Source organism: Terriglobia bacterium (genome assembly GCA_032252755.1).
Taxonomy (GTDB): Bacteria; Acidobacteriota; Terriglobia; order Terriglobales; family Acidobacteriaceae; genus JAVUPY01.
Genome location: JAVUPY010000028.1, coordinates 1 through 23,479 on the forward strand (window position 1 = coordinate 1; position 23,479 = coordinate 23,479).

A 23,479-nucleotide genomic window follows, 5' to 3' on the forward strand; every position below is an offset into this window, starting at 1 on the left:
CCGCTTCTCGCATGGACCCATAGAGCCGGTTGGCAACGGTTCTTCCCATATTGACGGCTTCGAGTATGTTGGGCGCGGTCTGCCGCGTGCGACCCGCTAACAGTGGCCAGAAAATCTTTTCCGCTGCGCTCTGCTGCTCACGCATTGCCCGCTGCCCCATCCGTGCCATTTTTCTACTGTCCATCACTTCGGACAACCTCCGGTACTGTCGATAAGTTAACCCTCCTTGCTAATTCTGTCAATAGGCGGGCGAAAATATTTTTTAAGCCCGAATCGCTCGTGACAAGCCCAACTTAGCCGAAAATATTTCGAAGCGGCACAAGTGTTATTAATGTGCCGGACTAACGGGACGAATTACGGGGATTCTTAAGGATTTTTAAGCGCAAGTGCTTTAGTGCGGCGGGAATGCAGTTTTGGGAATAGGATTGAGAATTATGCTGAAGCAACACGCCCAAACTTGAACTGGTTAAATTCGGTGCTTGTTCACATTGATGGTGCAGCCCATACCCCTGTTGAGAAATACAGAATCACCTACGTGAATGGCGAAGAGTTTCCTTGCTATCCTTTCGTCAGAGGTGTCTGTATACACCCTCGTAACCCGGATGAGGAGAAACAGCATACGATACATGTGAGGGTTACTGCCGAAGGCTACAAACCAAAGGAGTACAGCTACCCATCCACGGCGGCAGAGATACCAAGCATCACTCTCGAAACTGATTAGCCGCCTTACTTGAGTCTTCTGCTGCGCTCTATCTGCGCTCCATTTGCCTGCGTAGGCATGATTCCTAATGTCTTCGGTGTCATCCGCTGCTCTGCAACTGTTTGAAACTACGTTTTCAAGGTGATTCGAGTCCTACCTGAGGAGCCATTCTTTCTAGGACTTACGCCGCGCACCCTCGGCCGGCACTTAGCAATACTTAGCAATTCCCTCACAGATTGGGTCGTCTGCGGCGGCAGAACCGGCTTTTGGGCCTGTTCTTGCGTCGGCTTCGGCGCAGCCAAGATTGCATGTGTGCGCGCATCAATCTCTGGCTTGGGGCTTCTGTCAGAACGATATGTCGCAATGGCCTCGCTGCCTCTTTCGTTTCATCTTGCAAGTTGAGCACAAAAACTCCTGCAAGTTCTCACTCACAATGTGGTCAGGGTACTCACAACGGATGGCAGGCAATAGTTGCTGAAGGTGCACCAGAGCCTCAGTCTTCCCGTTTAGGAGTAATTCTAGTCTCTCCTGCTGCGAAACCTGGCGTCGACTAGTAGGTGGCTGCGGCTGTGTCTGAGCCGAAAGGAGCGGCGATTCAAAGATAAGGATTAAAATGACCACGCTGACAACCTGCAAGCACTGTTTCATAGCTATCCTCTCCCGCGTAAATCGTAGCGATTAGATCCCGTCTTTCTTGGTCGCATCACTCACAGCCCGCGGTCCCCTCCTCACGGCTATCTCGTTCGCCCTTGCGCAACAAGCTACATTCAAAGACAGGGTACTTATCTGGGAACGCATCCGCCCGACCCATGCTGATGTATCCTAGTCCGTGCTTTGTAACTTCACCGGGGTCGAATAGATTCCTTCCATCAATAATGAGGTGGTATCTCAGGGCTCCAGATATAACGCCGAGGTCGAGTCCCGCGAATTCCTCCCAGTCTGTCAGAATTACCAAAGCATCTTTGCCCTCAGCCGCGCCATACGCGGACTCAGCGAACTCGACGCCGGGACAATCCTTCAGCACCTCCCGGCCGTGCTCCATTGCTCCTGGATCGTAGATCGTGACTGCGCACCCTCCGTAGCAGAGGGACCGAATGATGGGAATTGCCGAAGACTCCCGCACGTCGTCCGTACCACCTTTAAAGGCAACTCCGAGAACTCCTAACTTTTTGCCCTTGAGTGTCCATAAGGCTTTTCGAACTTTGTTCAGAAAGCGCAGACGCATGTCGTCGTTGATTCGAGAGACCTGACCGAGGAGACTAAAATCGTAACCTGCCTCATTAGCTACGGATCGAAAGGCCTTGAGGTCTTTTGGAAAGCACGACCCCCCGTACCCAATACCAGGTTTCAAGAATTGTGCGCCAATCCGTGAGTCAGAGCCGATCCCTTCCGCTACCTCTCCAATGTCAGCCCCTACCGCTTCGCAGATGCTTGCCACGGCGTTAATGAACGAAATCTTCGTGGCTAGAAATGCGTTGGACGCGTACTTGATCAACTCTGCACTTATCGTGCTTGTCAGAATCAGTCGCGCCTTCCCCGCATAGCTATCTGGACCCGGGATGCAAGACGGATTACGATAATACGATCCACCAGTAAGCGGGCCGTAGACCCGTCTAACCATATCCACAGCCGCTGGGTTATCACCGCCGATTACGATCCTGTCCGGATAGAGGAAGTCAACCACGGCAGTTCCCTCTTTGAGGAACTCTGGATTGGAGACGACATCGAAGAATTCCTGTGGCGCTCCATTGAGCAACATTGCTCGCCTAATCCATTTACTTGTATAAACCGGGACCGTACTCTTCTCGACGATAACCTTATAAGTGCTGATTGCGCCTGCGATCTCCCGCGCGACTGCTTCCACGTAAGAAATATCAGCTTCTCCGTTTCCGTTCTCGGGCGTGCCCACGGCGATAAAGATCACCGAACTGTCTTTCGTCGCCGCAGGGAGATCATCCGAAAACCGCAGACGATCGCTTCGGTGCTTCTGGATTAGTTCCGGGATGAACTTCTCATGAATGGGGGTGACCCCGTTCTTGAGTCTCTCCAATTTCGTCAGATCATTGTCGATGCATGTAACGGAGTGCCCGATCTCACAAAATCCAACTGCCGCGACAAGTCCAACGTAACCGGAACCAACCACCGCAATCTGCATTCTCTTTGTCTCTCCAAAGTCTTAGTGAGCGCCAGCGCGTTAGCTTCTCTGTCGGTAAAGAGAGCAGACGCAACGCTTGCACACGGCATTTGAATCCACCTGCAATTCTCTTCGGAAGTTCAGTGCCCTATCAGAGTTCAGCGCGTCTTTCAGATTTGTAGCCCCAAGCTTCCCAATTGGGGCATGGAAGAAACACGGTCGAATGTCACCATTTACTTCAATCACTGCTGATACCCAGGGAGCATTGCACGGTGGTGCGATCGGAGCTTCCAGCCCGAGTTGGGCGCGGAACTGCCGGACAATTCGGCGCAACTTGTAGGGACTTTCCGCGATGAAGCCGGTTGCGATCTCCTGGCCGTACTCGCGAATGAGTTCCTCGATTTCATTCCCAAGTGACAAGATTTCATCGTGTGTAAGCGCAACCTGCTCCTGTCGGGCTAGTGGCCAGATCAGTTCCCGATTAAAAGCGGTGGAGGTCACGTCTGCTGCGAGAAAAGATACCGAAGCGAGTCCGAGCTCGCGCGACACCCGGACAGTCTCACGGAGGCACCTGTGATTGGAACGCTGAACGGTAGTACGGGCGCGGATGGGAAGATTCGACGAAAGTGACTGGACCCGCGCGATACCAGCGCTCATGGTTTCGAAGGCGTGAGGCACTCGGCGAATCTCGTTGTGGACGACAGCGGGACCGTCGAGCGAGACGATGACTTCATCCATGCTCTCAGCGATTTCCGATGCGTACTTGCCTATCAGTAGTCCTGCGGTAAGCAAAGTGAGACGGATGTTCAGTTTCCGCAGTGCTGCAGCGAGGACGAAGAGGCCGGGGTTCATCAGCGGTTCCCCGCCGGAGAAGACAACCCATTGCACGCGGAGGTCGCGGATCGAGGCCAAATGTGGCTCAAGATCGGACAAGGTGAGGTCACGGCTTTCAGCGGTCCGCCAGATGTCGCACATGACGCAACGGCAGTTGCAGCGGCTGTGCGCCATAAGAATTAGGATGGAAAGTTCACTGATGATGTTGTGGTTGCGATCCGGAACTTCCACGAATTGGGGCGTGATTTCAGAGCCAGGCAGTGCTGACATTCCGCAACCTCCTGCCATTCATGTATAAGTCGCAACCTAGATAGCGGATCGCATCTGCGAAAAGGCGACTGAGCGGGGCCCGCACCCAGCGGACGAGCCCGTCAATCTCGAGCGGACGTAGCCCGCGTGAAAGATGCTCGGGAATTCGCGCCAGCATTTCGTCCGACGCGAGCTGCACTCGGCCACCGCGGATGACGAGATCGATGTCTCGATAAGAAAGGCGCGTGAGCGTCTCGGCGGGCGACGCAGCTGATGCGCGAACAGCAATAAGGTCAGCCATAGCACCGACTCGGATCTGGGCAAAACCATCTCGAAGACGAAGAATGCGGGCGGAGTTGTTGGTCGCTTGCGAGTAGAGCTCGTTCGCGGGAATACCTAGTTGCGCAGCAAAACGCAGTTCGTCAAGGAAATCCCCATTGGCGGTGAGAGACGAATCGCTGCCGAGTGCGACGTTGCGCACCGAGCGGATCATGTCGGGTGAGTGCGTGCGCCCAAAGAGGAAAGCATTTGAAGTTGGACACCAGATGAGTGCGGCGTCCTCACGATTGATAATCCGGACGGCCTCGTGGTCAAACGCGAGGCCATGGACGATTACGGTGCGAGAGTCGACAGCACCGGCGCTGACGAGATCGGCGAGATCGTGACGTGCTCGGGAGTCGACGCCTTCGGCGACATGGATAATGAAAGGGCATTCGGGAGCCGTGCGGTCGTGGCGCTTCTGGAGATTCTTCTCGAGAGCAATGGAGTGCGCCCAGGCGAACTCGCGAACGACCCGGACGGGAAAATCCTCTGATAGCATGTCGTCCGTCAGAGGGTTGTGATGACATACCGTCGTGACTCCGCAGAGGAGGTTACGCAGGGCTCCGAACCAGATTCGGGTGGATTTCGGGATTCGCTTGTAGTGGGAAATGATCCGGGCATCTTGTGTGTGAATGTCCGCGTACCATTCCGCGCAGTTCTCGTACAGACCGTGGCCGAGGCGCGGGAACAGCGAGAACTCGAGGTGATCGTGCGCGTTGATCAGGCCGGGGAGCACGGCATATCCGCTTAAATCGATTCCGGTAGCGGTTTGCGGTGTGGCGGTGACCGAATCGATGCGCCGCTGCTCGAGATGCAGTGAGCTCAGTATAAAGTCGGTAGGGGTCAGAGCGACTTGGCCACCTCTGAGGTCAGCCACGTCCGTGATCGCGGTCGGTATTTTACTGACGCACGTCTGCTTACTGCGGCAGGAATTGCTCGACCGCGGTCGCCGGAGTTGCAGGATAAAGATCGCAGGGTACCCCAGTGCGCCTTCACCCAGCGGAACGCGACCGGCGCGACAGAGTAACTGGATTTCGGGCGGTCCGAACTTGGGTTCGATTTCGGCCGCAACCTCCAGTCCGGCCCGCTCGAAAATTGTCTTCAGGAACTCGACTTCCCACTCCTCAGTGCCGAGGTGCACCAGTCCGGCGGTATGGCGGAAACTGCGGTTCCAGTGAAGCGCGCGAACAGTTCGCGGATGGAGGTCGGAGATGAAAGCTGTGCCGCCCGGACGGAGCAGACGCGCGACCTGAGCGGCAAACCGCTGCGGATCAGGCAAGTGCGACAGCACGAACGACGAAAGGATGAGGTCAGCCGATTGCTCCGTGAATGCCACGGATGTGCAGTCACCCTGGAATAACTTCGCGCGAGGGCCGAGCTTAATGGTGGCCCGCTCGAGCATTTCAGCGGAAATATCGACGCCGCGCAGGCTCGCGGGCGAATTGCGATAAAGTGCAGCGAGCCATCGCCCGGTGCCGCATCCGAGATCGACCACGTCCTTACCTTCCACCCGTGGAAGCAGCGCACTGAGCACACGTTCTTCTAGAGAGAGCATCGGGTTCGGCTGCTCGTCGTAAACCTGCGCCCAGAGTGCGTAGGCCTCAAGCGATGACAATGAACCTGTGGCGGAGTCGGCCATTTTACAGGCTCTCCTCCTTCGGCTTGCGCAATTCGATGAATCGCTGGGCCCAGCGAATTTCGTCGGGGTGTGAATACATCTTTGTGGCGTACCGCCATGAACTGAGGCTCCTGAGCATGGCGCGGCCCCAGCGCGGAGCGCGGATATCCTGCACCGTAGGCCAGCGTGCGCCGACGACAGTTTCGAAATTGTCAATGAGCTTCTTGGTTTTACGCTTGAGCCAGGGTGTATTGGGATCGATGCGGACCGTGAAGTCCATCCACTTCTTCGTCGCCCATTCTTCGGGGGTCGTCGGAAATTCGATGCGCCCGTCGACATCGCCGTACATCGCCTCGCGCTGCGGGACGGGCGTGTAGTGGTAAATGATGATCTCGGATTCTGGATTGATACGCTTGATCTTTCGAATGAACGCAAGCGTCTCAGCGGTGTCGCGCTCGGGGTCGCGCGGATTGCCGATCACGAAAGAGAATTCGGGAATGATTCCAAAGTAGCGGATGCGCTCGGCGAGTTCGAGTGTCTGGGCGGTCGTAATTCCTTTCTGCATCTCTTTGAGGGCCCAGTCGGACCCAGATTCAGCGCCGAAAAAGATCATGGCACAACCGGCGCGACGGATGGATTCGAGCGTCGAGTCGGAATAGCCTACGACGGTGTCGATGCGGCCTTCACACCACCAGCGTAGATTGAGCGGTGCAAGGCGATTGCAGAGATCACGCGTGTGGTCCTCACGTAGAAAGAAATTCATATCATAGAACTGGACGGAGTCGGTGCCGTGGTTCTTCGCGAGGTGCCGCAGGACGGCTTCGGTGCGCGCTGGACTCTCCATCTTTTCGCGGTTTCCGTACGCAGCGTGTACTCCGCAGAAGCTGCACTTGAAGGGACAACCGATGCTAGCTTGGTGGGCGGCAGTACGGCGCCCGAAGAACGATGGACGAAGGTATTTCTCCACCGGAATCGCGTGAAATGGCATCACCGGGAACGCGTCCGGTGCTTTCATTAGGCGTTCTGGGTTGTGGCGATGCAGGCCGAAGATGTCGCGATACGAGAGGCCCTTGATGTCGTCGGGTTTACCTTTCCCACGAAGGGCATCGAGCAATTCGAGAAGCGTGTCTTCTCCCTGGCCTCGCACGGCGTAGTCTACGTACTTTGCATTGAGCGCCGCGTCTGCGTAGATCGATGGAAAGTAGCCTCCCCAAGCGATGGCAACCGTGGGACGTAAGGACCGGATCTCGCGACAATTCTCCATTGCTGAAGCCATTTGAGGGCCGGGCATGACCGTGACACCTAGAAGTTCGACACGGTTACGGTCTATGAGATCGACAATTGTCGCGACCGGGTCGTGATCGACGTTGCCGTCGACAATGGCATATTCCTCGCGGCCTTCGAGCACGGCAGCGAGCGCAAGCACCGACAGCGGGAAGCGACGGTTGCGGGGCTTCGTAGAGCGCGGATTGAAGAGAACGATCATGCATTCACCATGCGAGCAACGTAGATTCGAAAGCTGGATGGCTCACGTTTGCCCTGGAGTCTTGCAAGGGTCGGACGTAGGGCCCAACGGAGGCCATAACTTGGTTGGTGAGTCTGCCAGCGGATTCCGAATAACTTTTCCATGTCACGTAATCGACGGTCGGTAAGGTATTCGCGGCTGGCGAGCGCGTCAGAGGGAAACCCGTACTGTTGCTGAAAAAAGGCGCGGCGCTCGCGGAGCATCTGTCGGCCGCTCTCTTCCTTCGAATACCAGGGCGTATCAGCAATGATGACCACGCCGCCCTTGCGAAGGCAGCGAATGGCTTCGCCAAGTGTCTTCGAGTAGTTCTCGGAGTAATGAAACGAGGCGTTAAATATGACGCAGTCGAACTGGGTGCCTTCAAAGGGCAGCGCATCGAGTTCTGCCTGGAACCTGGGGAAGAGGCGCTCGAGTTTCTGCAGGTAATGCGTGGCAGCGCCGAGACCGTCGCTGTCATTGATCAGGAGATCGACCGCAACCGGACGATGCCCAAGCAATGAGAGGCGGTAGCTGAGCCATCCATTCCCCGCGCCGAGATCGAGGATGGTGATACCTGAACGATTTCCCGCGACCTTCGGCAAGAGTTCCCGTTCGACGTATCGGTAAGTCTGGGCGCGAATGCTCCACTGAGACTGGTTCTTCCCCGTAAGATCTCGAAACGGGAGCGCAAGATAATAGGCGGCGTCTTTACTTCCTCTGCCTTCGGCAGCGCGAACGATTTGGTATTCGGTCAGGAATCGCTTGTAGTGCTCTTGGCGCTCTGGCGGAAGCGCAAGCAGGATTCCGCGCTGATGGTCGAGAACGAAGGAGCACCGCGGGCAGGTTATGCCATTGTTGAACGGAGTGCTGGTGTAATCAACCGCGCCCAGGTTGGACGTGCAGCGCGGGCAACGCAGGCGAAGTTTGCCGAGCTTTCCGCCAACGATTGATTGAGCACGGAGATTCGGGAGCGCGTTCAAGACGACCTCCGGAAACGAAGAAGCATGTGATCCCCCATGACCCGGAACAGAGGCAGGTGATTGATGAGGCGGTCTACAGTCCGAAGCAGCGAAAAAATGCGGCTATGCTTTTGCGCCAGCGATTCCACGTAAGATGGCGGGACTGCGACACCGATTCCGGAGACATTGATGTACCAGAACCACGGAGCGAACGCCTGGCGGATCTCAGAGACCCGCGGATACCATACCTCGACCGGGACCCCGCTGATCGTTGAAGAGACGTGTCCGCTCCAACGACGAATCGCTTTTGCCCAATCGCCTCTTACTCCGTACCACAACGATTCCCATAGGCTAAAGGGAGTCGAGAAGACGAGAGCCACTTCAGCACCCGGGCGGAGGAGTGTTGCGAGTTGCTGTGCGACGTTGGCGAGATCGGCAACACAGTTGAGTCCTGAGAAGTTGGAGAATACCCCATCGAAGCGCCGATCGATCAAGAGCCCGCCAATATACTCATTTGGCAGTACAACGAACCGAACGGGAACGCGAGGCCGACGCCGCGCCTTCTTCTGGTTGGCTACCTCGATCATTGCCGGGGATGCATCACACCCGGTAACGCTGATTCCTTTTCCCGCCAGATGCAGAGCGTCTTCACCCGTGCCGCAGTTGAGTTCGAGGACCCGATCACCCGGCTTCCAGAGACCGTCGATTTCTTCCCACACTGAGCCTCGCTGAGACGTGCCAACCAGCGAGTGAGTGAAGACCTCGTCATAGATTTCGGCGATCTCGTCGAATGCAGGAATTGTATGAACAACGGCGGTACTCATACTTCCACCTCCATGGCAGTGGCGTGGAGCGAGGCACGGGCGATCTCTATGCGACGACGGAGTTCGGCGCCAGTACCGTCCACATAACCGTGACGTTCAAGACGTGCGAGTTCGACCTCATCGTGCAGCAGCCGATCGGCGAATTCATAAAAGCGCTTGGAGTGGCGGCCGGATACTACGAGGTCACGGTCGGAGCTTTCGTCCCACGGCTTGATCTTTACGACTTGGTTTGTGACGTCCGCGTAATAGCGTGTACCTCTGATGGGATAGGCGACGGTGGTAAAAAAGACATCGGGATCGGACCGCTTGACGTGCTCGATCGTAGCTTCGATGTCAGGAATCTCTTCGCCCTGGTATCCCCACATGAGGAACATGCCTGAGGCAATGCCGTGTGCGCGGGCCATTTCGACACCGTGCTGGACCTGTTCGACGCTAACGCCGCGTTCCATGGCGTCAAGAATGCGCTGCGAACCGCTTTCGGAGCCGATCCAGACGCGGAAGCAGCCGAGTTCTGCGAGCAGGTCCACAACTTCCTCGTTCATGCGGTCTGCGCGCGTGATGCACTCGAATGGAATGCGCAGAGAGCGGCGGCGCATTTCGGCCGCGTAGTCGCGCAGCCAGCCATAATGAATCGTGAAAACATCGTCAGCCACCCAGACCATATCGGGGTTATAGCGACGCAAAAGCCATTCGACTTCGTCGACGACAAGCTTGGGATTGCGGCGACGATGAGTCTGACCGAAAACCTGGTGACTGCACCATCGGCATTTGTATGGGCATCCCCGAGCAGTGATAAATGAAACCGAGCCTTTGCCGTGAGCGTTGCGCCAGGTGGAGACGTAGCGGTCGACGTCGACGGCTTCGCGTGCAGGCCAGGGCTGTGCGTCCAGGTTGCGGATCTGTACACGTGGAAGCGTGCGATGGGTTTGGCCGGTCGAGTCACGATAGACGATTCCCGCGACATTGGAACAATCCGAGTTGTTTTCGAACGCTGATAGCAACTCTTCAACCGTGAGTTCTCCCTCGCCGAGGACGACTACGTCGGCTCCCGCGTCGAGGTATTCATCAACATAAGCGCCGGGTTCGGGGCCGCCCACGATCGTTTTCCAGCCGGCGCTTCGGGCGACACGGAGGATCTCGATGACGTTGCGGCGCGTCATGAGGTTGGCGTAGATGCCGAGGACGCTGGGACGCTCGCTCAAGAGATACGAGAAGAGGTCGAGGCGCGTGGAGAAAGTTGTGTCAAAGACCTCGACGTCGAAGCCCCGTGCGCGCAGATGCGAGCAGATGTAGAGAATGCCCAGTGGGACGTAGGGCTTCATGATCTGCAATTCCTTCGGATCTTCGCGAAGGAAATAGCCGTGGGTGAGGACGAGATCGGACATTAGTCTCCAGCCTCCGTGGAGAGCGCATTCAAAGACACGAAGACGTCACCTGGGGAGTGAAACGCTGGAAGTTCGGTGGCATCGTGGTTCCGGCTCAGTTGCTCCCGGCGCTCGATTTCGTTCCAGAGCGACTCTGCGCGGTTTGCGGATTCGGTTTCGCCGGACCAGCCTTCGACTTCGAGGTGGAGGGCATCGCGAATGAGACGGTAGAAGTCGTCGGTATAGGCGCCTTTGAACATTACGCAGAGGTCGTCGCTGTCATTCCAATTGCGCTTTGTGCCGAGTTGATCTCGGACACGCTGGTAGAAGCGCGTGTTGGGCAATGGGTACGAGAGCGACACACCGATGTCGTCGGGACGGGTACGGCGAACCAGGTCGACGGTTTTACGAATATCTGACCAGGTCTCTCCGGGATAACCGAATTGAAGAAAGAAGCAGGCTCGAATGCCAACTTGGAGCAGGTTTTCGCGAGCAATATAGACGTCCTCGACCCGAAGACTCTTCTCCATGGCGTCGAGCACGGGTTGCGAGCCGGATTCGACGCCCATCCACACTTCCTCACATCTGGCGCGCGACAGAGCGACAGCGACTTCGCTCGTTATAAGGTCGGCACGAGCCTGAATCTTGAACGGCACCTGGGCCCGGCGGTGCTCCACTTCATCGGCGAACGCAGATACCCAGCGACGGTTGAGACCGAAGATGTCGTCGGCGAACCAGATATGATCGGCGCCATAGCGATCGCGGAGCTCGAGCATCTCATCGGCGACTTGGGCCGGCGGATTCACGCGGAAGTTGTCCCCGAAGATGGGTTTTGCGCACCAGTTACAGCGGAAAGGACACCCGCGACTGGAAATCGCATTGAGCGAGAAACGTCCGTGAGCGCGGAGCCATGCGTCGCGATAGAGATCGTGGTCAACGAGATCGCGCGCGGGCGGCGGAAGAGGCGATGGATATCGAAGAGCCTGACGCGGCTCGGTTCGGTGGACGTGAGTCCCGCTGGAGTCAAGGAACGCAATTCCGGCAACTGACTCCACTCGTTGGCCGGCAAGTATCGCCAGGGAAGTTTGGAGCAGTGTGTGCTCGGCTTCGCCGATGAGTGCATATTCGAAACCGTGCGAGAGGAATTCGAGAGTATGGTCCGTCGCGTCTGAGCCGTGAACGACAACCCGAGCGCCGAAGGAGCGGGCCTCCTCAGCCATTTCGAACGCGACCTCGCGCATGCGGGTGAGGCACATTTTGGAGAGGAAGTTGAAATCGTCTTCGTAGACGGCGACGATGGCGGGACGATGCTGTTCAAGTGCTTCGGCGAATCCGTCGGGCGAAGTGAGCATGGGATCGAAGAGCCCAACGGAGAGCCCGGATTGACGCAGCAGGGCCGCGGCGTAGAGGGTACCGAGCGGTGGGTATGGCTGCATTTTTCGAGCCTGCTTACGGTCGAACGGTAAGTGGTACGAATGTGTCAGCAGGACATCGGTCACGTGTTCACCTCATTAGCAAACGTCGGCAATGCTTTCGCTGAGCGGTTGGCCCGTCACGAGAGAACGTCTTGTAGTGAATCGCTCAGCTTTACGGGCGAGCCACAGCTCCCATGGAAACGAGTAACGGTTCGAACGAACGCGCCAGCGCAGTGGAACGCCCAGCATGCGGCGCAGTCCTCGCCGCAGCAGCGGGTACTCGAGCGTGGCTTTGCGAATCTGATTGTTCAGCAGGAAATACTCGAGCGCGCGGCGAAGGCGCTGGAGTTCCTCTCCTTGTAGCCACGGAAGAACGTTTTTACCCAGCGGCAATTCCACCCATTCCCGCAGCGACTGCGGCTCGTGGACGCCTAGCTCGCGAAGCTGCGGCCAGATGGGAATGCCGGGATACGGCGTGAAAATGTTCGGCGAAAAGCTCACGTTCCAGTAGAGGCGGGCAATGTCGCCCATAGTCTTTAGCGTCTCAATGCGGTCGGCCTCGGTTTCACCGGGATAGCCGAAGATCAAATTAAATGTGACATGAATGCCGCCGAGCATCGCTTTGCGAGCGGTCTCGTACATCTCGTCGACACGCTGGTGCCGCTTGTTCATCAGCTTGAGCACGGGAGCGGAAGTCGATTCCGTGCCGAAGCCCATGTGGGTGACGCCGCTCTCGCCGAGAAGACGGACCTCGTCTTCGCTCATGCGGCAGAGAAAGTCAGTCGAGGCTTGGAACGTCCAGCGGAATTTGAGTTTCGAGTCGACGAAGCCGCGGGCGATGCGAAGAGCGCGATGGAGGTCAACGGGAAAGTTGGAGTCGAGCATGGCGACCTCTTCGGCGCGATAGCGCGGAACGAGGTCGGTGACTTCGGCGACGACGCGGTCGGACTCCAAGGCGTTGAAGCGGCGCTTGTAGAAAACCATGTCAGTGCAGTAATTGCATGCGTAGGGGCAGCCGACGCTGGTAGCGTAAGCGAGTTTACGGATGCCGCTGACGCGCTCGTAGGAGTCGTGGTCGGCGAGATGAAATGCGGGCAGCGGGAGATCCTCGATCCACGTCAGGCGGCGCTCGGGTGCGTGCTGAATCATCCCAGCGGGCTTGGAGGAGACGCTGGCGACGTCGGCGATGTCGCGATGTTCGGCGAGGCGCTCCGCGATTTCGAGCAGCGTCAGGTCACCCTGGCCGCGGACGACGTAATCAACAAAGCGCTCCTGCAAGGTCTGCGTGGGAAGCAGGCTCGGATGCCAGCCGCCAAAGATCACAGGGACCGAGGGGTGTAACTTCTTCATCGATTGCGCGACGCGGATGGCGCCGAGGATCATGGGGCCGGTGAGCACGGAGATACCGAGACAAAGTGCGCCGGCGGATTCCTTCAGTACGCGGGCTTCGGCGTTTGGATCGATGACGGCATCGATAAGGACCACTTCGAAGCCGGCTTGCAGCAGAGGCGATGCCAGCGAGAGCAGGCAGAGAGGTGCGCTCAGTGGCGGTCCGTCGTATGCGGGATAGAAGAGGACGACTTTGCCTTTCATCCGCATGCGGTTTGCACCTTGGCGGGTTCGAGCCGCTTGGCGTCGACGGCGGGCTTGAGCGCCGCCGTGCGCTGCTTGAGCTTGTCGTTGAGCCAGAGCTCGACAGGAAATTCGTAAAAATCGTGATCGAGGCGCCAGCGCGCTGGGAGCGAAATGGCTTTTTGCGCGAGGCGCGTGACACGGTCGCGGGTGTCGGCGGCAATTGGGATTCGATCGAAGGCGATGCGGAGATAGTCGCGCATCACCTGCAGGCGGCGATGCTCGCGCCCGTTGAGCCACGGGAGAACGGTGTAGCGGGGGAAGAAGTCGGCCCAGCCTTCCAGCGATGCAGGAAGTTGAATGCCGATTTCGTCGGCGTGTTCGAGGATCGGTGCGCCCGGATATGGAGTGAAAATGTTGGTCCAGAATTCGGCGCCGGGAAAGCGGCGGCAGACGTCCATCATGAAGTCGACAGTCTGGCGGCACTCTTCGCGACCTTCGCCGGGGAACGCGAAGATGATGTTGAAGGACGGGCGAATATCGGCTTCGAGACAGCGCGCAGCGCTTTCGTAAATGGAATCGAAGTCCTGGAACTCCTTGTTCATGAGCTTCAGGATCTTCGGCGAGCCAGAGTCGACGCCCTGGCAGATCTGCTGGAGGCCGCTGCGGCGCAACAACTTCAGGTCTTCCCTGCTGAGTCGCGCAGTGAGGTTAGTGGTCGCCTGGATGCTCCACTTGAAGTTAGCACCGGCGCGGACCAGTCCTTCGCCGATGTGACGAGCGCGATCGAGGTCGACGAGGAAGTTGTCGTCAACCACCCAAAGCAGTTCGAGATTGTAACGGCGGGTCAGGTCGACGGTTTCTTCGACGAACTGTTCGGGCGAGAGAGCGTTCCACTTGCGGCCGTAGACACCAGCGTTCGTGCAATACGAACAATTGAAAGGGCAAGCGAGGCTCGAGGTGTACATCGCCCAGCGGCGTCCGCAACTGCGCTCGTAGGCGTCAAAGTCTGCGATCTGGTATGCCTTGGGGGGCATCTCGGCGAGCGCGCGCAAGGGCCTCTCAGGCGTGAGGATCAGCCTGCCTTCCCGCTTGAAACCGATGCCGCTGATGAGATCGACCGCGGAGCGCGACTCTACGTGCTGCACAAGTTCGAGTAGCGACTCTTCGCCCTGCCCACGAACCACGTAGTCGATGTAAGGCGCCTCTAGTGTCTGACGCGGCAGCAGGGATGGATGCCAACCGCCGAGGATGATCGGGAACTCTGGGTTCCACTCCTTCACTGCGCGGGCTATGGCGACGGTCTCGCGAATCATAGGTCCGGTGACGAGCGAGATCCCAAGACAGATCGCGTCTTTGACTTCTTCAACAACGCGCTTCTGAAAATTCGGAGTGATGGTGGAGTCGATGAGCACCACTTCATAACCGGCTCGCAGCAGTGGGGTGGCAACGGCAAGAATTCCCAGGGGCGCCGTCGCCTCGGTGCTGGCGAATGAGGGAAAGAAGAAGACGACTTTGCGGGACATGCCTCTTGTCTCCACGAGAGAGACGATACGGTCGAAGCGATTGCCCGGTTGTCACAGCAATGTATCTCCGCTGTCATTTGTTCGCGGCGACGGTTAGTACCACCAGTTTCGCGATACATTGCAGAGGATGCGACGGTTCTCACTCGACAACGACGCGCTTCCGATCCGTGCACAACTGGTCGTTGCAGGATGCAGATCAGTAGTACGCACGAACTCCGCCAAAGTAGTTTCTTCCTTGGGGAAATGGAGTACGCCCAAAGAACCCACACTCGAACACGAGTTCGAAGTCGCCGTACTGGTCGACCGCGGACTACGAAGACATTCGGCTCTTCCTCAATTCCGTGGGCGCGGACGATACGTGTTCGCAACCTTCCACAGTGTTGAGTCGTTCGTTTTCGATCTGCGAGAGCGTCGCGTCTTCGCTGCGGTATCGGATGAAACCGCACAGGACGTTGCATTTTGGACCACAGTCCTGATTCCTATCGCGATGGGAGTTCTGGGACCGATGCTCGGACTTTCACCGATGCACAGCGCCTGCCTCGAGATAAACGGCCACGGATTGCTGCTTGCAGGAGTCTCCGGTGCTGGCAAGTCGACATTAGCGACGGCCTTAGCGACGGAAGATATGGCGCTGGTTTCTGATGACTGGATCTATGCCGCCGAAGCGGACGGGTATGTGACCGCTCACGGCTTGGGAGTGCCGCTGAAACTAATGCCCGATGCTGCGCAATATTTCGATGAGCTGCGAACGGAGGAGCCGCGGCTTTCTCTCAACGGAGAACTGGCCTTCGAGATAGATGCGGGGAAGCTGCGCATAGAGGTCGCAGAGCGCTGCGCGCCCGAGTGCATCGTTTTCTTGGAGCGGTCCGATGGACAAAGCAGAATTGCCCCGCTGGAACGCACCGTGGCGAGGGAGTTCTTCGAACACAGCGCGGAACCGTTGCCCCCGGAGTTTGCCCACGCTGCCGAACGCCGTAAGCACATCATTCATTCCGTTACCGATCGGGATTGTTGGCACTTTCAATATGCCGGACCTCCGCGCGAAGGCGCGAGGATTCTACGACAGTTTTTTGAGGACATCTACCATGTCGAACGCGCCAGTGCTTCAGCTATCTAGCCCGCCCGATTTGTTACGGCGCTTCGTACACTTGCCGAACGAACTCTGCCTTCGTAGCGCCGATTGGCATTTGCATTTCATAACGAATGAACCGCGGCTCGCTACGGCGCTCGGAAACACTGCGGTCGTGTGTGATGGCGGCACCAGCAAGATGAAATGTACGATCCTTTGCGACTCCGAACTCCCGCCGGAGTCAGGCGAGGGGATCTCAACAGAAACAAGCGACACAGTCTTCCTCAGCTTCGGTCGCGGCTGCCTCATCACAGTTGATCGCGAGAACCGGGAAATAATCGGGTTCGTCGCTGCCGAGCTCCTGGACGGCTCATGGTCCGCCGTAATCGTCCCCGCGCTCATGGCCGTAATGGCGGGAATGCAATGACAGCCGATGTGATTCAGCAACGACGCGCCGTGCTGGCGTGCTTTAAACCGAAGCCCGATCTCGGTGAGTTTCTGAGGATTACCACGAGTATTGAACGCACTCAGCTACTACGTTGGCTCGACGAGAGCGGAATGGCGATCTACTTGGTCCAACGGTTGGCAGAACATGAACTCTTCCAGCAAATCGATGTAGATCTTCGCCAAGCGCTGTACCAGCGGACGGAAGCGAACCGACGCCGAACTTCGGTCCTGCTCCGTGAGTTTGAGCGGGTGAATACTGCCCTGCAATCCGTCGGAATCGAATATGCGGTTGTGAAGGGATTCACATTACGTCCTGAGTTCTGTCCCGAACCCTGGTTGCGACATCAATCGGATATTGACCTGCTGATCTCATCAACGGCGCTTGCTCCGGCAACCGAGTGCCTTGGATCGCTTGGATACAAACTGGAAGCAGGCGAAGGTTCAGGAGAAATTTGTTTCGCCCTTCGGTCCGAACACATGCCGTCCCCACAGGACTTCATCTACGACCCTCCGCGTCACCAGCACATTGAGGTTCACACTGATTTTTACCAGGCGCATTGCGGCGTTTCGCTCGAAGTGGGCCGCGACTGGGCAGAACACATCGAATGGCGAGAGATTGCTGGGGTGCGCTTCCCTGCCCTCCACCTGCCACACCGATTCCTTACACAGGTTCTGCATGTGTTCCGTCACACCTCTTCCTGGGCAAGAGTGGCATGGCTTTACGAAATTGCGCGATTCGTCGAGCGATTTGAGAACAACGATGAGCTGTGGCATACGACGGATTCGTTGCTCTATGACGATAACGCTCGCAGGGCCTGCGGCGTTGTTTGCGTACTCGTCACAAATGCGTTTGGAACAAAGTTTCCCGCGATCATCCAGGAAACTTGGATTCAGCCTCTCCCGGTTCGGCAAATGTCGTGGATCAGGGAACATGCGGACTTGTGGATGCTCAGCGACTTCGCGCATGCCAGCAAAACGGGTCTACTGCTACAGCGCGAGTTCGCCGATTCGACATTAACTTGGTGGAGTTATCGCGCCGCTCGCTATCGGAAGGCAATCAGGAAGCTGCAAGCATCGGGACACACGGGACCGCGATTCCTGATGGAGCGGGTCCGCAGACACATGGACTATGTGTGGCAGTCACTGAAATGGTCGGCGCACAACTAGACTGAAACACCGAGGAAGAGCTAATTCCCGGCCGGACGTTCGTCCTTCTGACAGGTCTCGCCACTGTACATAGCAGGCTCACCCAGACTTCCGGCATTGGGCAAGTGGCGGATATAGACCACAATGGACCAGATCTCGTCATTATTAAGAACCCCCTTCGACGCTGGCATGCCAGAAGGAAAGATTCCGTTGTCGATGATCCACTTCAATTGGCCGTCCGAATAACCTTGCACAGAAGGCGAGTTCAGTTTTGGGACAGGCGGCGACATGTGCTCCGCGAATGGGACGCCGGTGTTCTGGCCATCCAGCCCGTGGCAGGCGGCGCAGTAATATGAGAAATTCTCACGGCCCTGTGCGATGTTTTCTGCGGTCGCCGGGAACGGGTTCTTAGCCTTGCGATTTCCAACGAACCACTTCTTGGCGCGCGTCATGACCGAGGTTTCCACTTTCCCCGGCGGTGTGGCCTTGCAGCCCGCGAGCATCACAGCGAACGCGAGCGGTAACAGTAGGTTGAGAGAACGCATAATTATTCAATTACATGAATCTTAAATTTCATCCGGCCGTGGCCCATGCCGCAGAAGTGCGAGCACTTACCAATGAAAGTACCCGCGGTTTCCGGTGTAAACGTCACCTCCGCAGTTTTTCCCTTCTTGATCTCTGTCTTGATGCCGAGTTCCTTCACGGCGAGCCCATGCGTAACGTCCGCGCTGGTAAGTTCCAGCGTGACCGGTTGCCCTTTGTGAACGGTGATCTCGGCAGGTTCATAGGCATAGCGTTTTGCAACGATTTCGATGCGCTCAGTAGCAGGTTGAGAAGTTCGCGCAACTGCGCCCGTGCTGACGATCCCAATAAGAAACAAAAGAATTGCTTCGGCAACCTTCACAGAGTCTCCTTGGCCTGATTTATTGCGCTGCGAGGAACTTAAGAAGTTCCTGTTCATCGTGGTGGCTAAGCATGGCGCGAGTCCGCATGTGCGCTAGCACTGCCGGAATAACCCGCGGCGAGAGATCATCTGGCGGCTGATGACAGCGGCCGCAGTGGATGGCGAATAGCTCAGCACCGGCGATGCCGCCTTGATTTCTGCCTTTCGCGGAATCGCGCCTCGCTGACGCTTGTGGTGCGGAACCGGCCGACGGCTGCACCGCAAGTGCAGTGCCGAGCAAGGCGGCAAGTGCTAGTGTGAAAACTGACGTAGATCTATTCTTCATTTGGATTGTCCCGGGAAAACTGGAAACAGGAACCGGTAGCTCACCGCGATATTCCAGTCGTTACGATCAGCACCGATCGAGTTCAGAAAACGTCCGTAACTAGCATTTACACGCACATTTCGCGGCAAGTAATAGTTCACCCCGACGTCCGCTTGGCGCGCATCGCCGCGGGGGAGCAGGTCTTGTGGCAGGAACGAACTACGCCAGAACTGCTGGATCCGCAGAACGGGTTCCAGTCGCGCGATTAACGAGGAGTTCACCGGGGCGTTGACGAATCGAAATGCACCCTCGACCCAGTAACCGAGGCCAGCGGGAGAATGCGCATACTCAGAGCGGACCTCGACTGGGACTTGAGGCGGCTGCCAGGATAGATATGCGCCAGTAGCGTTGTAATGTTGATCCTGCAGAAACCGCTGGTATGAAGCGCCGATCTCCAGCCGCGGTTTCGTAATGAACAGTCCGGCGCGGCCACCCGCGGCGCGCCCGGACTCGAACTTGTCAACCGAGCTATTCGCGGAGTAGTAGGCGGTGTAATTAAGTTGCCAATCAGGCGTGGAAATCGCGGCACCGCGCAACATGACGCCGTCATTGGAACCCGCGGTGCGCGTGCCTATCGGAAAAATCAGCGGCGCTTCCTGGAAATTGTGGATCCAGACCGCGCTCACGCGTTCGGAGTACATGTTGAAGGGACTGAGAAAGCGGCCGACGGAGACGGTAAGGCGTGGCGCTACACGGAAGTCGAGTTGCAGATAGTCGACTGCGGTGAAACCGGTCGCATCGTAGTTGCCATTTACGTCTTTAGCAATGAACTCACGCAAATCGAAGCGCGACTCCAGTAGAAGACGGGAACTAAGAGGCGCCACGACGACTGGTGCGATCACTGGCTGAAAGAAATTCTGCCCGCCATCCGTCGTGCTGATAAGCCCGGCTCCACCGGAAATGATCGGCACGCCCGACTGTGCGAGCGTCATTCCAACACCAAGCGTCAGCAGGAAAAATACGGTTTGGAGAATTTGTTTCATTCGCGGTATCGGAAACGGCAGAGTCGTGATCGGAATCCGAGCCGGGTTTTCGAGTTCCTCGACTCTGCCGTCGTGCGATGGAAACGAACTTAACGTGTAACTTCGGTGCAGTTGTCACCAAAACGTAACCGCGCGGTGAACAATTCCCGTCGAGTTTGCAACTCGGATCAATATTTGTAATGTGGTGTACAGTTCGCAGCTTTGGACCGAAGGTCACGCGAGGGCGCATTGCGCTTCCGACTGGAGGGGCACAAACCGGGGCAAGTGAACATGAATGACGGTTCCTGCTTCTGACGTCTTCTCTACTCGCACTTCTCCGCCATGGTCGTGCACAATCTTGTTGACGATTGCCAGCCCAAGACCTGTGCCGTTCACCTTTCCTGAACTGACGAAAGGATCGAAGAGGGTCTGCCGGACGGCTGCAGGTATGCCGTGACCGTTATCCGTCACCCGGATATCAAAGTGAGTCTTGTCTCCCTTAATCTCGAAGAGGATGTCGCCCCTTTGCCCCACCGTCGCTTCACAAGCATTCAGTGCAAGGTTAAAGAAAACGCGTTCGAGTTTGCGAGGGTCGAAGGATCCCTCCATGTCTCCTTCAGGTCGTATATAAATCGTACAGGCTCGGAATTCCTGTCTAGCATTTACGGCGTCTACTGCACGCCGGACGACGTCATCTAGCTGCCCAAAAACTGGCGTTATCGTGCCGTCCTCGCGCGAGAGTTCGCGCAGAGAATCAATAAGGTCGGTCATCTGGTCGGATGCCGTCTTGATCTCCTGGTATATCTCCTCGCGATCCGCCGAATTTGCGCCGGCTTCATAAAGGAACTCAGCATTGGCAACAACGGCCGACAGGTAATGGCGCAGATCGTGAGAAATGGAACTAGCAGTGCGGCCAAGCGCCGCGATCCGCTCGGCCTGAATACGATGCTTCTGCGATTCCAGCAGCTGCGTTCTCATATTTGCAAAAGCGTTGCCAAGTTCAGCGATCTCAGTGCTGCCCTCGGGCTTGATCGAATAAGCGTAGTCACCTGCAGCTAGTGCGCGAACTCCCGCGACCAGATTATCCAGAGGACGAGTTACGGCGCGTGAGATAAGCGAAAAGACGATCGCCGCAAACAGGATTGCGGCGGCGCCAAGCGCGAAGATGGTCCGGTTGAGGTGTTGCAGGAATGCGTTTGATGTGGCAAGTGGAAGCAGGACATAGCATCGCACCGGCGTGGGCAAGCTCTCCTGAACCAGGACAGACGCCATCTCGTACTGCGCGTTCCCGAGTCTTATTTCTTCGCTACCAATGTCCGAAGTTTTCGCTAACCTGAGGTGCACCTGCAAAGCCTGCTGTTCTTCCGCCGAGAGAGTACTCGCAATAACATTCCCATTCGTCGCAAGAGCAATCTGGCCGCCCGCACCACGTGCGAGCTGATCAGCAAAACTGTCGTCGACCTGGTATCCCGAAGCGATCAGGCCAAGTTGTTTTTCGTTTGGACCCGATCCGGCAGTAATCGGTCGAATGAACACCCAGTACAGGAGCCCATTGTCATACCACCAACTCGCTGACGCATCATCTCGGAGGGCCGCCTCCAAGTGCCGCTCGGAAGCCGCCCTTGACCATCCCGGTCGCGACACATGCAGAGCCATAACTTTACCCTGGTTATCAGAGAGCACCATCAGGTCACTGAGCGAGAGCCGAAAGAAGGGGGCCGCTCCATCCTGGATAGTCGGTGCGTCTGTCGTCATCAGGGCCTTCAGGGTTGGCAACTCGGCAAGCAATGCAGCAGAACGCGAGAGTTGCGCTTCGCGCTGTCGTTGCACGCTCTTAAATGCTGTGATGGAGGCGGCGATTCCGTCCTGAACCTGTTGCTCTACTTGTGCACGAACGGTGTAGCGGACGATCAGCAGGACTCCGGTGGTGAGCGCGGCAATCAGCAGCAGCGTCGCAATCAATACTTGTGTTCGGAGACGCAGGTGCATCATGACCTTACTCACCATGGCAACGCTCAATCTTGCAATGGAGAAGCCACTCCGTTGGGAACGAATTTGTACCCTAACCCATGCAGCGTCAGAAAATACCGCGGGTTAGCCGGATCCGGTTCTAGTTTGTGACGCAAACGAAGGATGTGGTTATCTACCGTTCGAGTCGAAGGATAGTTCTGATATCCCCAAACCTCATTCAGCAGTTCGTCCCTCGATATGACTCGCCCCGGCGACTTTGAGAAGAAGCGGACCACCTTGAACTCCTGCGCCGTCATCGTAACCGGGCGCCCAGCCCGCATAACTTCCATGCTTGTGAAGTCGATTCGTACATCACCGAAAGAGAACGTTTCGCGTGCCTTTCCCGGTTGCGCGTTCGCGGGTGTTTCGGAGCCTCGCCGCATTGCTCTCCGCACACGCGCAAGTAGTTCGCGTGGACTGAAAGGTTTGGTCACATAGTCGTCGGCTCCCAGTTCGAGCAGCAGAACCTTGTCTTCGACTTCGGAATTGGCGCTAAGCACCACGATCGGGACGGAACTGTTCAGGTTCTTGAATTCGCGGCAGAGTTCTTTTCCCGAGATCCCGGGGAGTTTGAGATCGAGCACCACGACCGATGGCGCTTGACGCCGAAATGCCTCCAACCCAGCGACACCGTCGGAAGCGATTTGCACATCAAGAGCGTCAGCCAGGAACAAGCGTTGGAGTGTGCGCTGCATGGCCCGGCTATCCTCGACTACTAAGACGGTTTCCATGAGATCCCCCTGAAATTCTTCTGAATTCCCCTATGTTCAACCAGCCGCTATGGATATTGGAAGGGGAAGGAAAACTTTGACCGCGTCGTTACAAGATTGCGACAATCAGCTTCCCCTCAGTAATCCGGCTTAAGCGCATCGGGATCGTAGTCTTTGCCGTATTTATTCTTGTGCCGGCGCGATTCCGCTTCCACGGTAAGAATGACTGGGCTCAGCGTTCGATTGCCCGCTATCTCAAGCGTATCTTGGGCAGACTGAAGAGCTTTTTGGGTAGCCCCCTCGTGCCAAACGTGCAATTCATATTTGCCGGGTGGAATGTCTGCAATCCTAATCCGCCCAGAGCTGTCCGATGTTCCGTACCACCAAGATCTTACTGCGATGATCACGGCGCTCATCTGGGGGTGAATGTTGCAAAACAGGTAAGAAACACCCGATTTGTCGAACTGTACCGATTTCTCTCCGCCTGCCTGGTACAGGCCTAGATCAAACCGCTTTCCCTGGTAAAGCGAGAACACGTTGTGAAACCACGGGTCGAGATTTGGAAAATCGACGTAACTGCCAAGCGGCACCACTAGCAAGTTCGGCACAAATTGCTTGTCCTTCTGCGCCATTCTGAAGTGCTTGTCTGAGGCTGTTGCGGCCCTGAAACTCGAACTGACAGGTACCAGCCATGCTACGGACTTGCTCATGTCCTTGGGAGCCCGCTGGCGGCCAGCGTACGCAAGCTTCACCTCCAGTTCCAGGCTGTGGCCGACCTTTGGACGCTGCGCCAGCGCATTGGCACTGATCAGAACAGCTAACCCGAAGTGAAGGAAAGTCTTCATGT

At 56.9% G+C, this 23,479-nt stretch carries 21 protein-coding genes; 3 read left to right on the top strand and 18 right to left on the bottom strand.

Annotated features, from left to right (window positions below; genetic code table 11):
• The 11 genes from ROO76_06845 to ROO76_06895 all read right to left on the bottom strand — a co-directional run.
• Window positions 1–184 (bottom strand): hypothetical protein (locus ROO76_06845; GenBank protein MDT8067870.1); only part of this gene is annotated, 184 nt, incomplete at its 3' end.
• 1,219 nt (window positions 185–1,403) lie between these two features.
• The gene (locus ROO76_06850) at window positions 1,404–2,855 is read right to left on the bottom strand and encodes a UDP-glucose/GDP-mannose dehydrogenase family protein (protein ID MDT8067871.1); all 1,452 of its coding nucleotides are present in this window, start codon (window positions 2,853–2,855) and stop codon (window positions 1,404–1,406) included.
• 39 nt (window positions 2,856–2,894) lie between these two features.
• Window positions 2,895–3,938: a radical SAM protein gene (locus ROO76_06855; GenBank protein MDT8067872.1), complete on the bottom strand. Its 1,044-nt coding sequence runs from the start codon at window positions 3,936–3,938 to the stop codon at window positions 2,895–2,897.
• Entirely contained in the window at window positions 3,916–5,877 is a 1,962-nt protein-coding gene (locus tag ROO76_06860; protein MDT8067873.1) for a methyltransferase domain-containing protein, read from the bottom strand. The genes ROO76_06855 and ROO76_06860 overlap by 23 nt, the downstream gene beginning before the upstream one ends.
• A gap of 1 nt (window position 5,878) precedes the next feature.
• Window positions 5,879–7,342: a radical SAM protein gene (locus tag ROO76_06865; protein MDT8067874.1), complete on the bottom strand. Its 1,464-nt coding sequence runs from the start codon at window positions 7,340–7,342 to the stop codon at window positions 5,879–5,881.
• Window positions 7,339–8,340 (bottom strand): class I SAM-dependent methyltransferase, encoded by a 1,002-nt coding sequence (locus tag ROO76_06870; GenBank protein MDT8067875.1) that lies wholly within the window; start codon window positions 8,338–8,340, stop codon window positions 7,339–7,341. Before ROO76_06870 ends, ROO76_06865 begins: the two co-directional genes overlap by 4 nt.
• The gene (locus ROO76_06875; protein MDT8067876.1) at window positions 8,337–9,143 is read right to left on the bottom strand and encodes a methyltransferase domain-containing protein; all 807 of its coding nucleotides are present in this window, start codon (window positions 9,141–9,143) and stop codon (window positions 8,337–8,339) included. The genes ROO76_06870 and ROO76_06875 overlap by 4 nt, the downstream gene beginning before the upstream one ends.
• The gene (locus ROO76_06880) at window positions 9,140–10,528 is read right to left on the bottom strand and encodes a radical SAM protein (GenBank protein MDT8067877.1); all 1,389 of its coding nucleotides are present in this window, start codon (window positions 10,526–10,528) and stop codon (window positions 9,140–9,142) included. Before ROO76_06880 ends, ROO76_06875 begins: the two co-directional genes overlap by 4 nt.
• Window positions 10,528–12,006: a radical SAM protein gene (locus tag ROO76_06885; GenBank protein MDT8067878.1), complete on the bottom strand. Its 1,479-nt coding sequence runs from the start codon at window positions 12,004–12,006 to the stop codon at window positions 10,528–10,530. The genes ROO76_06880 and ROO76_06885 overlap by 1 nt, the downstream gene beginning before the upstream one ends.
• Before the next feature lie 12 nt (window positions 12,007–12,018).
• Complete coding sequence (locus ROO76_06890; GenBank protein ID MDT8067879.1) at window positions 12,019–13,521, bottom strand: radical SAM protein; 1,503 nt, start codon at window positions 13,519–13,521, stop codon at window positions 12,019–12,021.
• Window positions 13,512–15,020, bottom strand: a complete 1,509-nt coding sequence (locus tag ROO76_06895) for a radical SAM protein (protein MDT8067880.1) — start codon at window positions 15,018–15,020, stop codon at window positions 13,512–13,514. Before ROO76_06895 ends, ROO76_06890 begins: the two co-directional genes overlap by 10 nt.
• A gap of 127 nt (window positions 15,021–15,147) precedes the next feature.
• On the opposite strand from ROO76_06895, the gene ROO76_06900 reads away from it, so the two are divergent.
• From ROO76_06900 to ROO76_06910, 3 genes are read left to right on the top strand one after another with little or no spacing between them, the layout of a single operon-like run.
• Window positions 15,148–16,137: a hypothetical protein gene (locus ROO76_06900; protein MDT8067881.1), complete on the top strand. Its 990-nt coding sequence runs from the start codon at window positions 15,148–15,150 to the stop codon at window positions 16,135–16,137.
• Entirely contained in the window at window positions 16,106–16,516 is a 411-nt protein-coding gene (locus ROO76_06905) for a hypothetical protein (GenBank protein MDT8067882.1), read from the top strand. Before ROO76_06900 ends, ROO76_06905 begins: the two co-directional genes overlap by 32 nt.
• Window positions 16,513–17,703, top strand: a complete 1,191-nt coding sequence (locus ROO76_06910; protein ID MDT8067883.1) for a nucleotidyltransferase family protein — start codon at window positions 16,513–16,515, stop codon at window positions 17,701–17,703. The genes ROO76_06905 and ROO76_06910 overlap by 4 nt, the downstream gene beginning before the upstream one ends.
• A gap of 20 nt (window positions 17,704–17,723) precedes the next feature.
• Here ROO76_06910 and ROO76_06915 read toward each other — a convergent pair whose 3' ends face one another.
• The 7 genes from ROO76_06915 to ROO76_06945 form a co-directional block, all read right to left on the bottom strand.
• A complete protein-coding gene (locus ROO76_06915) occupies window positions 17,724–18,227 on the bottom strand; it encodes a c-type cytochrome (protein ID MDT8067884.1) in 504 nt (167 codons plus the stop codon).
• A 2-nt stretch (window positions 18,228–18,229) separates the two neighbouring features.
• On the bottom strand, window positions 18,230–18,586 hold the full coding sequence (locus ROO76_06920) for a cupredoxin domain-containing protein (protein MDT8067885.1): 357 nt from the start codon (window positions 18,584–18,586) through the stop codon (window positions 18,230–18,232).
• Window positions 18,587–18,605: 19 nt separating this feature from the next.
• Entirely contained in the window at window positions 18,606–18,911 is a 306-nt protein-coding gene (locus tag ROO76_06925) for a hypothetical protein (GenBank protein ID MDT8067886.1), read from the bottom strand.
• Entirely contained in the window at window positions 18,908–19,933 is a 1,026-nt protein-coding gene (locus ROO76_06930) for a hypothetical protein (protein ID MDT8067887.1), read from the bottom strand. The genes ROO76_06925 and ROO76_06930 overlap by 4 nt, the downstream gene beginning before the upstream one ends.
• Window positions 19,934–20,146: 213 nt before the next feature.
• The gene (locus ROO76_06935) at window positions 20,147–21,919 is read right to left on the bottom strand and encodes an ATP-binding protein (GenBank protein MDT8067888.1); all 1,773 of its coding nucleotides are present in this window, start codon (window positions 21,917–21,919) and stop codon (window positions 20,147–20,149) included.
• A gap of 8 nt (window positions 21,920–21,927) precedes the next feature.
• A complete protein-coding gene (locus ROO76_06940; protein MDT8067889.1) occupies window positions 21,928–22,653 on the bottom strand; it encodes a response regulator transcription factor in 726 nt (241 codons plus the stop codon).
• Window positions 22,654–22,769: 116 nt separating this feature from the next.
• Window positions 22,770–23,477, bottom strand: coding sequence for a hypothetical protein (locus tag ROO76_06945; protein MDT8067890.1), 708 nt, complete (start codon window positions 23,475–23,477; stop codon window positions 22,770–22,772).
• Window positions 23,478–23,479: the final 2 nt, after the last annotated feature.

Bases quoted from the DNA above. Each gene is read 5' to 3' on its own strand.
- ROO76_06890 (MDT8067879.1), bottom strand. From the start codon at position 13,521: ATGCGGATGAAAGGCAAAGTCGTCCTCTTCTATCCCGCATACGACGGA.
- ROO76_06860 (MDT8067873.1), bottom strand. From the start codon at position 5,877: ATGGCCGACTCCGCCACAGGTTCATTGTCATCGCTTGAGGCCTACGCA.
- ROO76_06910 (MDT8067883.1), top strand. From the start codon at position 16,513: ATGACAGCCGATGTGATTCAGCAACGACGCGCCGTGCTGGCGTGCTTT.
- ROO76_06850 (MDT8067871.1), bottom strand. From the start codon at position 2,855: ATGCAGATTGCGGTGGTTGGTTCCGGTTACGTTGGACTTGTCGCGGCA.
- ROO76_06945 (MDT8067890.1), bottom strand. From the start codon at position 23,477: ATGAAGACTTTCCTTCACTTCGGGTTAGCTGTTCTGATCAGTGCCAAT.
- ROO76_06925 (MDT8067886.1), bottom strand. From the start codon at position 18,911: ATGAAGAATAGATCTACGTCAGTTTTCACACTAGCACTTGCCGCCTTG.
- ROO76_06915 (MDT8067884.1), bottom strand. From the start codon at position 18,227: ATGCGTTCTCTCAACCTACTGTTACCGCTCGCGTTCGCTGTGATGCTC.
- ROO76_06935 (MDT8067888.1), bottom strand. From the start codon at position 21,919: ATGGTGAGTAAGGTCATGATGCACCTGCGTCTCCGAACACAAGTATTG.
- ROO76_06930 (MDT8067887.1), bottom strand. From the start codon at position 19,933: ATGAAACAAATTCTCCAAACCGTATTTTTCCTGCTGACGCTTGGTGTT.
- ROO76_06940 (MDT8067889.1), bottom strand. From the start codon at position 22,653: ATGGAAACCGTCTTAGTAGTCGAGGATAGCCGGGCCATGCAGCGCACA.
- ROO76_06900 (MDT8067881.1), top strand. From the start codon at position 15,148: ATGCGACGGTTCTCACTCGACAACGACGCGCTTCCGATCCGTGCACAA.
- ROO76_06905 (MDT8067882.1), top strand. From the start codon at position 16,106: ATGTCGAACGCGCCAGTGCTTCAGCTATCTAGCCCGCCCGATTTGTTA.
- ROO76_06880 (MDT8067877.1), bottom strand. From the start codon at position 10,528: ATGTCCGATCTCGTCCTCACCCACGGCTATTTCCTTCGCGAAGATCCG.
- ROO76_06855 (MDT8067872.1), bottom strand. From the start codon at position 3,938: ATGTCAGCACTGCCTGGCTCTGAAATCACGCCCCAATTCGTGGAAGTT.
- ROO76_06875 (MDT8067876.1), bottom strand. From the start codon at position 9,143: ATGAGTACCGCCGTTGTTCATACAATTCCTGCATTCGACGAGATCGCC.
- ROO76_06865 (MDT8067874.1), bottom strand. From the start codon at position 7,342: ATGATCGTTCTCTTCAATCCGCGCTCTACGAAGCCCCGCAACCGTCGC.
- ROO76_06895 (MDT8067880.1), bottom strand. From the start codon at position 15,020: ATGTCCCGCAAAGTCGTCTTCTTCTTTCCCTCATTCGCCAGCACCGAG.